We start from the raw sequence: 14690 nt of genomic DNA, 5'->3' as shown, positions 1-14690 counted from the left end.
CACCGCCGCGCCCACCGACGCGATACCGACAAAATACCGACGTGTTACAGACAGCGGTTTTCGCCTCTTCTTGCAAGGCTTCGAGACTGGCCAAAAGCGCCGCCAAGGGGCGCGGTGTGGGGGGGGCGAAACCCCGTCGCCCACATCCGCCGGAACCGCGCCTTTGGCCAAGAGCAAAGCGAACGGCTGCATCTGCTTTACGGGCTGTGCGCCGCGCGCATATCCGCCAATCCCAAAGACACTTTGACCCGCTCAGATACGCTCCACACGCTGCGTCCTCATGCCCGCGCCCCAAGGCCCATCGCCGCGCCGAGGCAGGCCCACATACGATGGTCCGCGCGCGGCGCGCCTTGCCTTGACCCGCGTTACCCGCCGACGAGCCGCCCGCCGTCAAGCCGCAGAATGCGGTCCATTTTTCCAGCCAATTCAAGGTTATGCGTGGCAATCAAGGCCGACATTTTGGTGCCGCGCACCAGATCGAGCAGCGCTCCGAAGACCTGATCCGATGTGGCCGGATCGAGGTTTCCGGTCGGCTCGTCCGCCAGCAAAAGCCGCGGCTCATTGGCCAGCGCACGGCAAAAGGCGACGCGCTGTTGCTCGCCGCCCGACATGGTCGAGGGACGGTGCGCGGCGCGCCCTTCCACGCCCACACGCGCCATCAGATCATAGGCGCGCAATTCGGCCTCGCGGCGCGGGGTGCCATTGGCCAGCTGCGGCAAGGTGATGTTTTCTAGCGCGGTAAATTCGGGCAGCAAATGGTGGAACTGATAGACAAAGCCCACCGCCTCGCGGCGCATCGCCGTGCGCTTGCGATCAGAGCGCGCGCTCATGTCCTCGCCCGCGATCTCGACCGTGCCGCGATCGGCCACATCAAGCAGACCCGCAATATGCAAAAGCGTCGATTTGCCCGCCCCCGAGGGCGCCACCAATGCGACCACCTCGCCCGCCGCGATGGTCACATCGACACCGGACAAGACCTTTACCTCATTGGGTTTTCCCGCGTTATAGCATTTCTCGATCCCCGAGAGGCGCAAGACCGGATCACTCATAGCGCAGCGCCTCCACAGGGTTCATCCGCGCCGCGCGGCGGGCGGGAAAATAGGTCACAACAAAGCTCAGCCCGAGCGACAGGCTGACCGCAGAGATCACATCCTGTAGCTGCAATTTCGCCGGCAATTGGTAGATCCCGCGCACCGCAGGGTCCCAGACCCCGCCGCCCGACAGGTAGTTCACCATGGAGAAAATCGGGTCGATATAGAGCGCGAAGAGGCAGCCGAAGATCACCCCGAGCGCCGTGCCGATCAGGCCGGTAAAGGCGCCGCAGATGAAAAACACCCGCAAGACCGACGCTTCGGTCAATCCCATCGTGCGCAGGATGCCGATGTCGCGGCCTTTGTTTTTCACCAACATAATAAGGCCCGAGACGATGTTCATCGCGGCGATCAGCACGAGGATCGACAAGATCACGAACATCACATTGTCCTCGATATCGAGGGCGCGCAAAAACCCGCCCGAGGCGTCGCGCCATGTCCAGACCTGCGCGCGCTCCCCGCCTGCTGCCAATAGCGCCAGCGCCATGGCGTCGGCTTGCTCGGGCTCGGCCAGCATGACCTCGATCTCGTCGGCGGCCTCTTCGCGGTTGAAGTAGGATTGCGCCTCGGCGAAGGGCATATAAACGCGGGTGCGGTCGATGTCGTAGCGCCCCGCCGTGAAGACATAGACCACCTCATAGGCCTTGACCCGCGGCGAGGTGCCAAAGGCGGTTTTGACGCCGTTGGGCGAGATCAGCTTGATCTTTTCGCCGACGGTCACGCCCAATTCGCGCGCCACGCCGGAGCCGATGGCGACCCCTTCGGCCAAACGGTTGATATCGCCGTAGGCATTGTCCGATCCGGCCACGCGGGGCACGGATTTGAGGTCCTCCAAGGCGATCCCGAACACCTCAACACCGGCGTTGCGGCTGCGCGAATTGGCCATGACCTGCCCTTTGATCAGCGGCGCGGCGCGGGTCACGCCGGGCACGGCGCGCAGGGCGGCGGCCATGGCGGTATAGTCCTTGATGCTCTGGTCGATCTGGCCGGTGGGGCTGACCTGCCCTGATTGATAGACGGTCACATGGGCATTGGCGCCAAGGATCGTATCGACGAATTCGGCGCGAAATCCGGCGCGCACGGCCAGCGTGGCGATCAAGGCAAAAACCGCCAAGGTGATGCCGATCAGGGAAATCCATGTCATCACCGACACGCCGCCTTCGGCACGTTTGGCGCGCAGGTAGCGCCATGCGATCATCCATTCGAAGGGGGCAAAGGGCGCGGGCGTGCCTGCCATATCTGTCGTCCTGTCCGGCCCTTTTCGGGCGCATCTCTATGCGGTCAACTGCTGGGCGCAGACCTTAGGCCATGGCGCGCGCGCGTCAAGCTCCCGCAGGGCCGCTGCGCGGATTGCGGCGCGGCAAAACGCGGCGCAACAGCCCCGCCAGCGCGCGCAGCCCGCCCCATCCGGCGACAAAACCAAGCGCGGCAAAAATCGCCCCTGCCATATTGAGCGGCACGGCGGGGGCGAAATCCCCCCATGTGCGCGCGGCGATATCTCGGTCGGACAGGCTGGCCGAGCGGTAGGCGCGCATGAAAGGCCCGTGCCCGCGCAGCGCCGCCAGATCGGCCTCGAGCCGCTCGAGCCGCGCAAAGCTGCGCTCCATATCGGCGCGGCGGCGGGTGACGAAATCCGTGCCCTGCATTTGCGCCAAAGCGGCCGCGCGGTCCAAGCCCTCGGCGCGGGCGGAGGCGTCGAAATCCTCCGCGATGCGGGTCAATTCATCGACCGCCCCGCCCAAGCGTTGCACATATTGTTGCGAGAATTCGGGGAATTGCGACAAGCTTGCCGCCCCGCCAAGCCCTGCGGCCAATGCCAATGTTTTGACGATCATTGTGCTGCCTCATCTTGTTGCCCTGCTCTTTGCGGCAAGATCGCACCCAGCCTATCACAGGCGGTGGGCGCTGCGAAGAGCGATGGCGCCGCGCGCTCAGGGGCCTTCGAAAATCGCCGCGACAATCGCCGCGTCCAGCGCAAGCATCTGCTCCATTGACGGGCAGGTTCCATAGACCGCCGCGACGGTCCATCCGTTGGCAAAGCGCACGGCATAGCTGCCAGTCATCAGGCGATCGGGAAAGCAAAGGGCGCCAAAGTGCCACAGATTGGTGCCGCCGCCGCGCGCGGCGGGCATGTCGCGCTGCATCATCCCCATGCCGTAATGCACCGGCCCGTCGATCTTGACCCTTGGCCAGTCGGCAATCCGCGCAAGCGGGCCGCCCGCGCCATAGCCGTGATCGATCAGCGCCGCGAAATCCCCCGCCGTCATCATCCAGCCGCCCCATGGCAAAAACGCCCCCGTGCGCGGCGAGGCGCGCCCCGTCACCCCCGCAGGGGCCAACACACGGGCGCGGCATGTCTCCTCGTAGGGTTTGCCGCTTGCGGCCTCGATCACGCGGCCCAAAATCGCGTAGTTTTCATTGCTGTAGTGGAATTTTTCGCGCGCGCCATTGGCGCCGCGATCCAGCGCATGATCGGTCACATTGGCCCAGCGCGGGCGCGTATCATCCAACCATTCGGGCATCTTGCGCTGTGTGCGATCCGCGGTGATCCCCGCCGCATGGGCCGCCAGATCACCAAGGCGCATCTCTCCGCCGCCCTGCAGATAGGCCGAGACGGGGGCGGTCATCTCGACCCGCCCTTCGCGGACCAGCTCGGCCAGACAGAGCGCGGTGATGGATTTGGAAAGCGAGGCCAGTTCGGCGGGTGTCTGCCCCCTGCTGCCTTGGGCCACAATCGTGACCTGCTTGCCATCTCGGCGCAGCGCCAAAGTGCCGCCCGGGTGGCTGTTTTGCGCCAGCCAATCGGTAAACGCCGCCGCCACGCGGGGGGTGACGGTCTGTGTGGTCGGTGTGGTCGGGGCGGCGCGCGGCGCGCTCTGTGCGCGCGCGACATCCGCCGCCCCGAAGCCCCACAGCAGCGCCGCGCAGGACGCCGCCGCCAAGGCGATGTTGAAAGGCTTAAAGATGGCCTTCATAAAGCTGCACCAGCTTTTCAATCGCGGCCTCGGGCGGCAATTCCTCGCTCTCGCCGGTGCGGCGCGAGGTGAGTTCAACCACCCCGTTTTTCAAACCGCGCGGCCCCACGGTGATGCGCCACGGCAGGCCGATCAGGTCCATCGAGGCGAATTTGCCCCCTGCCCGCTCGTCGCGATCATCATAGAGCGGCTCCAGCCCGCGCGCCTCCATCGCCGCATATAGCGCCTCACATGCGGCATCGGCGTCTGCGTCGCCTTGTTTGAGGTTGACGATACCGGCGTGGAAGGGCGTGACGCCTTCGGGCCAGATGATGCCCTTGTCGTCATGGCTGGCCTCGATGATCGCGCCCAAAAGGCGGCTGACGCCGATGCCGTGGCTGCCCATATGCAGCGGCACGCGCTCGCCGCCCTCGTTTTGCACCACGGCGCCCATTTTCTCGGAATATTCCGTGCCGAAATAGAAAATCTGCCCCACTTCGATGCCGCGCGCGGTGCGGCGGCGTTCTTCGGGGATATCATTAAACGCCGCCTCGTCGTGGGTCTCGTCGGTGCGGGCATAGCGCGAGGTGAACTCTTCGAGAACCGCCGCGCATTGCGCCTTGTCGTCATAGTCAATCGCGCGGTCCCCGAAGGACAGATCGGTCACCTCGCTGTCATAGAAGACTTCGCTTTCGCCTGTTTCGGCCAGCACGAGGAATTCATGGGTGTAGTCGCCACCAATCGGGCCGCTGTCGGCGCGCATCGGGATGGCTTGCAGGCCCATGCGCTCATAGGTGCGCAGGTAGCTGACCAGATGGCGATTGTAGGCATGCAGCGCGTCCTCGCGGGTCAGGTCGAAATTATACCCGTCCTTCATCAAGAATTCGCGCCCGCGCATCACGCCGAAACGGGGGCGGACCTCGTCGCGGAATTTCCATTGCACATGGTAAAGCGTCAACGGCAGCGCCTTGTAGGAGGTCACGTAATTGGCGACGATATCGGTGATCATCTCCTCATTGGTGGGACCATAAAGCATCTCGCGCTCGTGCCGGTCGGTGATGCGCAGCATCTCGGGGCCGTAGGCGTCATAACGCCCCGATTTGCGCCACAAATCCGCCGATTGCAGCGTCGGCATGAGCATCGGGATATGCCCCGCGCGCTGTTGCTCTTCGTGCACGATATTCTCGATCTTGCGCAGGACTTTGAAGCCCAAGGGCAACCACGAGTAAATCCCCGCCGAGGCCTGTTTGATCATACCGGCGCGCAGCATGAGACGGTGGCTGACAATTTGCGCCTCGGCAGGGGTTTCTTTGAGAACGGGCAGGAAATAACGGGACAGGCGCATGGGCGCTCCTTGACGTGAAGTTGGGTTGCTCACGGGTTTAGGCGAGTGCGCCCGCGCGGGCAAGAGCGCGCGCGCTTCCCCTGCCCGCCGCGCTGCGCTAGGCTGAGGCCCAACCGTATCATTGACGAGTGCGCGGTGAACCGATGGCTAGACCGCCGAGGGCCTTTTGCGCTCCGACGTTTTGGGCTTCCCACGGTCCGGTTGCCCATCCTCATATATCCACGCCCGATCCCAATACCGCAGCACCTGATGATGAACTTTCGCATCAAAAAGCGCCTTTACGTCTTCTGCCGAGCAAAGGTTCATATCCTTCATGGCCGTGCTTAAACGGTAAGTGATCCTTGGCGGGAGGTGGCCGCCGACCCTGAATGCCAGATATCCGTCCTCGTCAATGTTGAAAGATTGAAGTGACGCTGGATTCGAGGATTCGCTGTCTATTCGGGACACATGGTCGCGCACACGCTGCGCAATCGAGCACAAATTATCATAGCTTTCGGAGGACCAGATGCGCGAGGTTTGTGCGTTCGCTGCTTCTGTATACGATCCGTCGTCGGGGACAGCAATGGGATAGCGAGCATCAACAAGAACCAAGTCTTCCAGCTCTACAAAGTGTTCTGCGTCACCGCTTCGATGCGGAAACGCAAGTTCGTCCGCCATATCTTTCAGCTTGTGCCCGAACCGGTATTTCACGTCGCGAACGAACATCTCGTTTGCACATCCGCGGTAGGCTTTCGCAATGCCGGCTTTGAGATACATTTCTACTGCATACCCGAGCAACAGCATCGAAGTGCGCGGCAGTCCTTTCAGAAGTATCCAATCCTCAGCGGTGGGCCGCTGACCGCTGACACGCTGCTTCACGGCTTTGGAAAACGCTTGCCGATGCTCTTCCCAAATTGTCCTGACCTTCTTGGATGATGCCAACAGTCCATCGCCTTCAGCGACCCAATTATTCGGATCAAGCTGGCCGCAGCTTCGATGAGTAAGACGGCTTTGATTTGACATTTATACGACCACATAACGTGTAATTCACAGCGCACCGCAGATACTCTAACTCAGTATGGACATAATTGCGGCCATCCTAGGATGCCACTGTGTAAAGCCCGTATCAATAATTTTGGCCAGAACTGCGGAATGATTATCAATAACCGATGTTACGGGAGATGGTCCCCGCCCGCCGCCCAAACCCGAAGAGTGACCCACAAGCCCTTGAAATTCCATGCTGCACGCGCAACATTGCAAGGAGCGGCGTGAAAGGACGAGTGGATGGCTTTGCCCGTAAAGGAACAATTGAAATACTGGGGCATCGCTGCGGCGGTGTTTTTTGTGTTGATGTGGTTTTTGGGCGATGTGATCTTGCCCTTTGTTTTGGGCGGGGCGGTGGCCTATTTCCTTGATCCGGTGGCCGACCGGTTGGAGCGCGCGGGCGCGTCGCGGGCGGTGGCGACGGCGATTATCACATTGGTGGCGCTGCTGATTTTCGTGCTGATGGCGCTTTTGGTGATCCCGACATTGATCGAGCAGACCTTGTCGCTCATCGACACGGCGCCGCAGCTTTTCAACGATCTGCGCGCCTTTTTGACCGCGCGCTTCCCCGATCTGTTGGACCAAGGCTCGACCCTGCATCAATCGCTCAAGGCGATCGGCGATACGATCCAGTCCAAGGGCGGCGAAGTCTTCAATACGGTGCTGTCCTCGGCCATGTCGATCATCAATGTGGTGATGCTGTTGGTGATCGTGCCGGTGGTGGCGTTCTATTTGCTCTATGATTGGGACAATATGATCGCCAAGATCGACGATCTTTTGCCGCGCGACCATGCGCCGGTGATCCGCCGTCTGGCCGCCGATATCGACCAGACGCTGGCCAGCTTCATTCGCGGGATGGGCACGGTTTGCCTGATCTTGGGGACGTATTATGCCGTGGCGCTGATGCTGGTGGGGCTGCAATTCGGGCTTGTGGTCGGGTTCATCGCGGGGCTGATCACCTTTATTCCCTATGTTGGCGCGCTGATTGGCGGGGCTTTGGCGATCGGGCTGGGCCTGTTCCAATTCTGGGGGGACTGGCTGTCGCTGGGGCTGGTCGCGGGGATTTTCGCGCTTGGCCAAGTGATCGAAGGCAATGTGCTCACGCCCAAACTGGTGGGCAATTCGGTCGGGCTGCACCCTGTGTGGCTGATCTTTGCGCTGTCGGTCTTTGGCACGCTGTTCGGATTTGTCGGCATGCTCGTCGCCGTGCCCGTGGCCGCCGCGCTTGGCGTGATCGCGCGGTTCGGGGCCGAGCAATACCGCGACAGCCTGCTCTACCAAGGCACCAGCAACCGCGCCGCACAGGCGCAAAAGGGCGAGGACGGGGGCGCGCAATGAGCCGTCAACTCGGATTTGATCTGCCCAGTGTCGCTGCATTGGGGCGGGAGGATTTTTTCGTCTCCCCCGCCAATGCGATGGCGGTGGCGATGATCGACGCGTGGCAAACTTGGAGCGGGCACAAGCTGGCGCTGATCGGGCCGGAAGGGTCGGGCAAAACCCATCTGGTGCATGTCTGGGCCGAAGCGGCGCAGGCACTGATCGTGGAGGCCGAAGATCTCGCCGCCTCCGATATTCCCGCCTTGGCGCGCCACAATATCGCGGTCGAGAATGTGCCCGATATCAGCGGCGATGCGCAGGCCGAAGAGGCGCTGTTCCACCTGCATAATCTCGTGCTGGCCGAGGGGCACAGCCTGTTGATCACCGCCGAACGTCCGGCGCAGCAATGGGGGCTGACGCTGCCCGATCTGGCCAGCCGGATGCAAGGCACGCCTGCCGCCATTCTCGAGCGCCCCGACGACAGGCTTCTGGCGGCTTTGGTGATGAAACTGTTTGCCGACCGGCAACTGTCGCCCTCTCCCAATACGATCTCTTATCTGGCGACCCATATGGACCGCAGCTTTGCCGAGGCGCGCCGCGTTGTGGCGGCGATTGATGCGGCGGCGCTGGCCGAGGGGCGTTCGATCACCCGCTCTTTGGCGGCGAAAATTCTGGGCCAAACGGGACCGGACGGGCCGCAAACGGACGGCGATCAAGGCCGGAGCGGATCATAACGCGCAATGCGGCGCCGATACGACGCCAGCCAAGGCCGCGCGCACTGGACAACGGGGGCAAACGGGCGCAAAATCAACGCGTTGACGCCGCGCGCCTCGGCCATAGAGGCGCCGCCAAGCAGGTGCCATGCGCCGCCGCGTTCTCCGTCATAAATACGTTACCCATCCAAGCCATAAGGCCGATATGATACAAGCCGATTTTCTCAACGCGCCCTTTCCCGCACCGACCGCCTTGCCCGATCTTGACCCGACCGGCGCGGGGCGGTTCTACAACCGCGAGCTCAGTTGGCTCGGCTTTAACTGGCGGGTGCTTGAAGAGGCCGAAAATACCCGTGTGCCTTTGCTTGAGCGGCTGCGGTTCTTGTCGATCTCGGCGACCAATCTGGACGAATTTTATACCGTGCGCGTGGCGGGCCTGCGCGAATTGGCCCGCGCGGGCAATACAACGCCCGCCTCTGACGGGCTATCTCCGGCCGAGCAACTGGTGCTGATCAACGAGGACGCGCGCGCCTTGATGGAGGCGCAGCAAAGGATTTTCACCGCCCTGCGCGCCGAGATGGAAGAGGCAGGGATCAGCATCCTGAGCCAAAAGGATATCGGCGAGGAAGACCGCGCCTATCTGACCGATTTCTTCTTGGGCAAGGTGTTTCCGGTGCTCTCGCCGCTGGCGATTGATCCGGCGCATCCGTTTCCCTTCATTCCCAACACCGGCTATTCCTTGGCGCTGCAACTGGAGCGGGCCAAGGACAAACGCGCCCTGCGCGCGCTCTTGCCGATCCCGCAACAAATCGCCCGTTTTGTCCCCCTGCCCTCGGCGGATGGCACGCAGCGCTTCTTGCCGCTCGAAGAGCTTTTGCTGCTGCATCTGAGCAGCCTGTTTCCGGGGTATAAGGCCAAGGGCCATTGCACCTTTCGGGTGCTGCGCGACAGCGATCTGGAGGTCGAGGACGAGGCCGAAGACCTTGTGCGCGAATTTGAAGTCGCGCTCAAACGGCGGCGGCGGGGCGAAGTGGTGCGGATGAAAGTGTCGGCCGATGCGCCCAAGGGGCTGAGCCGTGTGATCATGGAAGAGCTGCATGTCACCGACGACGAGGTGGTCGAGGTCAACGGTTTGATTGGCATTTCGGACCTTGGCGAATTGGTGCTCGACAGCCGTCCCGACCTGTTGTGGCCCAGCTTCACCCCGCGGGTGCCCGAACGGGTGCAGGACCACGACGGCGATATGTTCTCGGCAATCCGGCAAAAGGATATGCTGCTCCACCACCCCTATGAGACCTTCGATATGGTGGTGCGGTTCTTGCAACAAGCCGCGCGCGACCCCGATGTCGTGGCGATCAAGCAAACGCTTTACCGCACCTCGAAACATTCGCCCATCGTCGATGCGCTGTGCGAAGCGGCCGAGGATGGCAAATCGGTCACCGCCTTGGTGGAGCTCAAGGCACGGTTCGACGAGGCCGCCAATATCCGTCAGTCGCGGCGGCTCGAACGCGCGGGCGCCCATGTGGTTTACGGATTTCTGGACCTCAAGACCCATGCGAAAATCTCGACCGTTGTGCGGCGCGAGGGCGACAACCTTGTGACCTACACCCATTACGGCACGGGCAATTACCACCCGATCACGGCGCGTATCTATACCGACCTGTCGCTGTTCACCTGCAATGCCGAACTGGGGCGCGACGCGACCAAAGTGTTCAATTACCTGTCCGGCTATGTGCAGCCCGAAGGCTTGGAAAACCTTGCCATCTCGCCGATCTCGCTCAAACCGCGCCTGCTTGAGATGATCGCCGCCGAGGCCGATTACGCGCGCGCCGGCAAGCCTGCGGAAATCTGGGCCAAGATGAACTCTTTGGTCGATCCGGAGGTGATTGACGCGCTCTATGCCGCCTCGCAGGCAGGCGTCAAAATCAGCCTCGTCATTCGCGGGATTTGCGGGCTACGGCCAGGGATCGAGGGATTGTCGGAAAACATCCGCGTCAAATCGATCATCGGCCGCTATCTGGAGCATTCGCGCATCGTCTGTTTCGGCAATGGCCACGGTTTGCCGCATAAAAAAGCGCGGGTCTATATTTCCTCCGCCGACTGGATGGGCCGCAATTTGAACCGCCGCGTCGAAACCTTGGTCGAGATCAAGAACGACACCGTCAAGGCACAGATCATGGATCAGGTCATGGCCGCCAATCTGGCCGATGTGGCGCAAAGCTGGGTGATGAAACCGGACGGGCATTTTGCCCGCGCCGAGGTCACCGAGGGCGAATTTGCCTTTAACTGCCACCGCTTCTTTATGGAAAACCCCTCGCTTTCGGGGCGCGGATCGGCGGGGGCGGCGGATGTGCCGCAACTCACCCACGCGCATGATTGACCGGGCGTCAGGCGCGCGGGCCTCAGGGCGCGCCCGCGATTGACGCCCCCGCAGCACGGGGACATAAAGGGGCGAAGGGCGATCCAAGCCAAACCGATGAGGTGTGTCGTTGACCGCAGATAGCATCCCCGCAGCGCAGCAATCAGAAGCCCGTTTCGGACGGCCGATTTTCAATGATCCGTCGGCGCGGGCGCTGCGCCGTGTCGGGGTTTTGGATGTCGGCTCGAACTCGGTGCGCTTGGTGGTGTTTGACGGGGCGGCGCGCTCGCCTGCCTATTTTTACAACGAAAAAATCATGTGCGCGCTTGGCAAGGGCCTGTCGGAAACCGGACGGCTCAACCCCGAAGGGCGCGCCCGCGCCCTCAAGGCCATCGCACGTTTCCAGCTTTTGGCGCAAAGCATGGGCACCGGCCCTTTGACCACCGCCGCCACCGCCGCCGTGCGCGAGGCCGAGGACGGATTGGACTTTCGCGATGAGGTCGCGCGCGAGACCGGCGTGAAAATCTGGGTTATCGACGGCGAGGAAGAGGCGCGGCTTTCGGCGCAGGGGGTTTTGCTCGGCTGGCCTGGCTCGTACGGGCTGGTGTGCGATATCGGCGGCTCGTCGATGGAATTGGCCGAGATTGCCAATGGCCGCGTCGGCAAACGCGTCACCTCGCCCTTGGGGCCGCTCAAACTGTCGGATGTGAAGGGCGGCAAGAAGGGCCGCAAAGCCCATATCAAAAGCATTCTGGCCGATCTGTCGGCGCGCCTTGGCCCGCAAGAGGACCGCTTGTTTCTGGTCGGTGGATCATGGCGGGCGATTGCGCGCATCGATATGGAGCGGCGCGGCTATCCTTTGCATGTGCTGCACGAATACCGGATGACGACGCGTTCGGTGCGCGCCACGGCGGAGTATATCGCGCAAAACGACGGCGAGGAATTGCGCCAGCGCTGCGGCGTCTCCTCGGCGCGGATGGCTCTGGTGCCCTTGGCCATCGAGGTGCTCAAGGAGGTGGTCAAAACCTTCCGCCCGCGCGACATAGCGATTTCCTCTTACGGTATCCGCGAGGGGATGCTTTACGAGCAAATGCCGCAAAAGCTGCGTGATCGCGATCCGTTGATCGAGGCCTGCCGCTTTGCCGAGGCCAAGGACGCGCGCCTGCCCGGTTTTGGTAAGACCTTGTTTCAATTCCTTTATCCTCTGTTCAAAGGGGCCAATGACGACCGCAAAAGGTTGATCAAGGCGGCCTGTCTTTTGCACGATGTGTCATGGCGCGCCCATCCCGATTACCGCGCCGAGACCTGTTTCGATCTGGCCACGCGGGCGAATTTGGGCGGGATCAGCCATCAAGAGCGGGTGTTTCTGGGCCTCGCCTTGCTGCACCGCTATCGCAACAGCCGCGAAGGCACGCGGTTCGAAGAAATGTATGGGCTGCTGCCGGAAAAGGCGCAAAACGAGGCCGAAGTCGTGGGCAAGGCGCTGCGCTTTGCTGCGATGCTCTGGCTCGAAAAGGACCATGAAATCGGCGAGTTGCGCTATTTCCCCAAGAAGAAAAAGCTCGAGCTCTTCCTGACCGAAGAGGCGCGCCCGCTGTTTGGCGAAGTGGCCGAAGCGCGGCTCAATTCCTTGGCGCTGGCGCTTGGGGCCGAGGTCGAAGTGCGCATCAAAAAGGACCGCGCGCCCTAGGGTTATAGATCGACACTGCCCTCGGGCGCGGGCTGCGCGGGCACGGCCGGATCGCGCGGCGCCGGTTTGCGGCGCAGCAAGATATCCCCGTTCGGCAAGACCTCGGGCGGCTCGAACGCGCTCAGATCACCGACCTTGTCCAGCAAATCGTGCAGCGCCGGCCCCATGTTTTGCACCAGATCGCGCAGGACCGGCTCCAACTCTTGCGCCCCCTCGCGCAGATCATCGAGCGCAGGCCCCATCTCTTGGGCCAGCCCGCGCAAAAGCATCCGCGCGCCCTGCTCCAAAAGCGATAGACCCTCATCCGTCTCGGACATCTGCGGCGGCGCGTCCTGCGCATGGGCGCGCGGCGCGGGCAGCGCCAGAAACAGCGCAAGAGCAATCGCAAAAAGGGGCGTTCGGACCTGTGTCATAGCGCCAATATAGGCCACCTTCGCCGCGATGATAAGCGCCGCCTAAAGATCGATGTCGAGCGTCACGGGAAAATGATCGGAGGCCATGATCAGCGCATCGCGCAATTCCGGCACGGCCCAGCATCTGGGATCGTCAAACGGGTGCCAGATGCGCCAGACCGGCGCGCGCGCCGCCAGATCGGGCGAGACCATGATGTAATCGAGCATCGCCTGAAGATAGGATTTGGTTTGATCGATGTAGAACCGCGCGCTGGTGGGCGCCGCGCCGGTGCGGCTCGCCAAGGCCAGCCGCGCATGGGGGTCAAAAAGCGCAGGCCCGTCGCCGTCGCCCATCACGATCTCGATCGAGGAGCGGCCAAAGAGGTTTTCATATTCATCCAACCCCGGACCGTCATTGAGATCGCCCAGAACGATCACCGGCTCGCCCGCCTGCAGATGCCCGACCACGCGGCGGCGCAGCCAGATCGCCTGCGCCAGTTGCTTGCGCCGGTTGGCAATCGAGATTTGCATCACCTCGTCGTCATTGCGCGCGCCATGAGGGGCCTTGGATTTGAGATGCGCGCCGATCATGCGCAATTGCACGCCCGATGTGGTGTCGATGGCAAGTTCCAAGGGCGGTTTGGAAAATGCCACCACATCCTCGGTCGCATCGATATCGAGGTCGATGTGAAAGGCCCCGTCGAAACGCGGCGCAACATCGGGCACTTCGGCCCCGCGCAGGCCCGTCGGGGCGCTGACCGGATCATGGCGCGCGCGCATCGCATCGGGATCATAGAGCAGCGCGATTTCCTGCTGCGTATCGTTTTCAAACCCCATCACGGCGCGGCGCGCGCGCAGGCCAAAGCGTTTGGCGAAATTTTCCAAAGCGGGCACCGTCGCGCGGCGGCCGTTTTGGTCGGGTGCCTCGATCACCATGATCGCATCGGCGTCCAGCGCGGTAAAAACGATGCCAAGCGCGGTGATCTGGTCATTGCGGGTGACGTTATAGCGGCTCGACCATTTGCCATCTTCGAGCAGCGCGCCCTTGTCGTCGAAGAGCGAATTGAACCATTCGACATTATAGGTGGCAATCCGCATCAGCTGCTCACAAGGCTGCCTTGCGCGGCAGAGATTTCCGCCCATGCGCGGTTGATATCCACCAGCCGTTTTTCGGCCATACGCACCGCTTCGGGCGGCACGCCGCGCGCTTGCAGCCGGTCGGGATGGCTTTCGCGCACGCTGCGCCGCCACGCGGCGCGCACCTCTTCCATCGGGGCGTCGGGGGCGACCCCCAAAACCGCATAGGGATCGGGCGGCGCATCTTTGACAAAACGCGCGCGCAGGCTTCGGAAACTGGCCTCTGGCAGGCCGAAAATCTCCGCCACGCGGGCCAAAAAGGCATCTTCGCCTGGATGATAGTTGCCGTCCGCCATAGCGATATGGAACAGCCCCTCCATCACATCGCACAGGGTGCCGTCTTGCTGCGAGAACAGCGATTTGATCCGGCGCGCATAGTCTTCGAAGCCCGCCACGTCTTGGCGGGCAAGGTTGAACACGCGGGCCGCGCCCGCCTCGTCCTCGGCGGCAATCTGGAACACCTCGCGAAAGGCGGTGACCTCGTCGCGAGTCACCTGCCCGTCGGCCTTGGCCATTTTCGCGCCCAAGGCGATCACCGCAATGGTAAAGCCGACCGAGCGCTCGGGCGGCGTGCGCAGGCGGTCAAAAACGGCAGACAGGCCTTCGCCGCCGCGCAAGGCGGAGAGGGCGTCACTTATGCGGGTCCAAATCGACATGGCCCCACCCTAC

General features: G+C 62.5%; 13 protein-coding genes. 4 read left to right on the top strand and 9 right to left on the bottom strand.

The window, feature by feature from the left end; genetic code table 11:
* Positions 1 to 365 precede the first annotated feature (365 nt).
* The 6 genes from ABWV64_RS11420 to ABWV64_RS11395 form a co-directional block, all read right to left on the bottom strand.
* Positions 366 to 1049 (bottom strand): ABC transporter ATP-binding protein, encoded by a 684-nt coding sequence (locus ABWV64_RS11420; RefSeq protein ID WP_353345285.1) that lies wholly within the window; start codon positions 1047 to 1049, stop codon positions 366 to 368.
* Positions 1042 to 2328 carry a lipoprotein-releasing ABC transporter permease subunit gene (locus tag ABWV64_RS11415; protein WP_353345283.1) on the bottom strand — a complete coding sequence of 429 codons (1287 nt, stop codon included), beginning with the start codon at positions 2326 to 2328 and terminating at the stop codon, positions 1042 to 1044. The genes ABWV64_RS11420 and ABWV64_RS11415 overlap by 8 nt, the downstream gene beginning before the upstream one ends.
* A gap of 85 nt (positions 2329 to 2413) precedes the next feature.
* Positions 2414 to 2926: a DUF2937 family protein gene (locus tag ABWV64_RS11410; RefSeq protein WP_353345281.1), complete on the bottom strand. Its 513-nt coding sequence runs from the start codon at positions 2924 to 2926 to the stop codon at positions 2414 to 2416.
* A 96-nt stretch (positions 2927 to 3022) separates the two neighbouring features.
* A complete protein-coding gene (locus tag ABWV64_RS11405; protein ID WP_353345279.1) occupies positions 3023 to 4066 on the bottom strand; it encodes a serine hydrolase domain-containing protein in 1044 nt (347 codons plus the stop codon).
* Positions 4050 to 5390, bottom strand: a complete 1341-nt coding sequence (gene proS, locus ABWV64_RS11400) for a proline--tRNA ligase (RefSeq protein WP_353345277.1) — start codon at positions 5388 to 5390, stop codon at positions 4050 to 4052. The genes ABWV64_RS11405 and proS overlap by 17 nt, the downstream gene beginning before the upstream one ends.
* 147 nt (positions 5391 to 5537) lie before the next feature.
* A complete protein-coding gene (locus ABWV64_RS11395) occupies positions 5538 to 6392 on the bottom strand; it encodes a hypothetical protein (protein ID WP_353345275.1) in 855 nt (284 codons plus the stop codon).
* Positions 6393 to 6653: 261 nt separating this feature from the next.
* Between ABWV64_RS11395 and ABWV64_RS11390 the strand changes: the two genes are divergently transcribed.
* From ABWV64_RS11390 to ABWV64_RS11375, 4 genes are all read left to right on the top strand, one after another.
* Positions 6654 to 7751: an AI-2E family transporter gene (locus tag ABWV64_RS11390; RefSeq protein WP_353345273.1), complete on the top strand. Its 1098-nt coding sequence runs from the start codon at positions 6654 to 6656 to the stop codon at positions 7749 to 7751.
* The gene (locus ABWV64_RS11385) at positions 7748 to 8464 is read left to right on the top strand and encodes a DnaA/Hda family protein (protein ID WP_353345271.1); all 717 of its coding nucleotides are present in this window, start codon (positions 7748 to 7750) and stop codon (positions 8462 to 8464) included. Before ABWV64_RS11390 ends, ABWV64_RS11385 begins: the two co-directional genes overlap by 4 nt.
* Before the next feature lie 184 nt (positions 8465 to 8648).
* Positions 8649 to 10823 carry an RNA degradosome polyphosphate kinase gene (locus tag ABWV64_RS11380; protein ID WP_353345269.1) on the top strand — a complete coding sequence of 725 codons (2175 nt, stop codon included), beginning with the start codon at positions 8649 to 8651 and terminating at the stop codon, positions 10821 to 10823.
* A 109-nt stretch (positions 10824 to 10932) separates the two neighbouring features.
* Positions 10933 to 12492 (top strand): Ppx/GppA family phosphatase, encoded by a 1560-nt coding sequence (locus tag ABWV64_RS11375; protein WP_353345267.1) that lies wholly within the window; start codon positions 10933 to 10935, stop codon positions 12490 to 12492.
* A gap of 2 nt (positions 12493 to 12494) precedes the next feature.
* On the opposite strand, the gene ABWV64_RS11370 is transcribed toward ABWV64_RS11375, so the two are convergent.
* The 3 genes from ABWV64_RS11370 to ABWV64_RS11360 are packed head-to-tail and all read right to left on the bottom strand — an operon-like array spanning position 12495 to position 14677.
* On the bottom strand, positions 12495 to 12905 hold the full coding sequence (locus ABWV64_RS11370; protein WP_353345265.1) for a hypothetical protein: 411 nt from the start codon (positions 12903 to 12905) through the stop codon (positions 12495 to 12497).
* A 42-nt stretch (positions 12906 to 12947) separates the two neighbouring features.
* A complete protein-coding gene (locus tag ABWV64_RS11365) occupies positions 12948 to 13982 on the bottom strand; it encodes an endonuclease/exonuclease/phosphatase family protein (RefSeq protein ID WP_353345264.1) in 1035 nt (344 codons plus the stop codon).
* Complete coding sequence (locus ABWV64_RS11360) at positions 13982 to 14677, bottom strand: TerB family tellurite resistance protein (protein WP_353345263.1); 696 nt, start codon at positions 14675 to 14677, stop codon at positions 13982 to 13984. The genes ABWV64_RS11365 and ABWV64_RS11360 overlap by 1 nt, the downstream gene beginning before the upstream one ends.
* Between the last annotated feature and the right edge of the window lie 13 nt (positions 14678 to 14690).

The sequence above is a fragment of the Litorivita sp. NS0012-18 genome (assembly GCF_040371945.1).
Classification (GTDB): domain Bacteria; phylum Pseudomonadota; class Alphaproteobacteria; order Rhodobacterales; family Rhodobacteraceae; genus Litorivita.
Note: the sequence above shows the minus strand (reverse complement) of the source record. Positions and strands in the feature narration are given on the sequence as shown.

Excerpts from the sequence above, each read along its gene's own strand:
- ABWV64_RS11390 (WP_353345273.1), top strand. The coding sequence starts at position 6,654 with ATGGCTTTGCCCGTAAAGGAACAATTGAAATACTGGGGCATCGCTGCG.
- ABWV64_RS11365 (WP_353345264.1), bottom strand. The coding sequence starts at position 13,982 with ATGCGGATTGCCACCTATAATGTCGAATGGTTCAATTCGCTCTTCGAC.
- ABWV64_RS11410 (WP_353345281.1), bottom strand. The coding sequence starts at position 2,926 with ATGATCGTCAAAACATTGGCATTGGCCGCAGGGCTTGGCGGGGCGGCA.
- ABWV64_RS11370 (WP_353345265.1), bottom strand. The coding sequence starts at position 12,905 with ATGACACAGGTCCGAACGCCCCTTTTTGCGATTGCTCTTGCGCTGTTT.
- ABWV64_RS11405 (WP_353345279.1), bottom strand. The coding sequence starts at position 4,066 with ATGAAGGCCATCTTTAAGCCTTTCAACATCGCCTTGGCGGCGGCGTCC.
- proS (WP_353345277.1), bottom strand. The coding sequence starts at position 5,390 with ATGCGCCTGTCCCGTTATTTCCTGCCCGTTCTCAAAGAAACCCCTGCC.
- ABWV64_RS11395 (WP_353345275.1), bottom strand. The coding sequence starts at position 6,392 with ATGTCAAATCAAAGCCGTCTTACTCATCGAAGCTGCGGCCAGCTTGAT.
- ABWV64_RS11360 (WP_353345263.1), bottom strand. The coding sequence starts at position 14,677 with ATGTCGATTTGGACCCGCATAAGTGACGCCCTCTCCGCCTTGCGCGGC.
- ABWV64_RS11385 (WP_353345271.1), top strand. The coding sequence starts at position 7,748 with ATGAGCCGTCAACTCGGATTTGATCTGCCCAGTGTCGCTGCATTGGGG.
- ABWV64_RS11380 (WP_353345269.1), top strand. The coding sequence starts at position 8,649 with ATGATACAAGCCGATTTTCTCAACGCGCCCTTTCCCGCACCGACCGCC.
- ABWV64_RS11415 (WP_353345283.1), bottom strand. The coding sequence starts at position 2,328 with ATGGCAGGCACGCCCGCGCCCTTTGCCCCCTTCGAATGGATGATCGCA.
- ABWV64_RS11420 (WP_353345285.1), bottom strand. The coding sequence starts at position 1,049 with ATGAGTGATCCGGTCTTGCGCCTCTCGGGGATCGAGAAATGCTATAAC.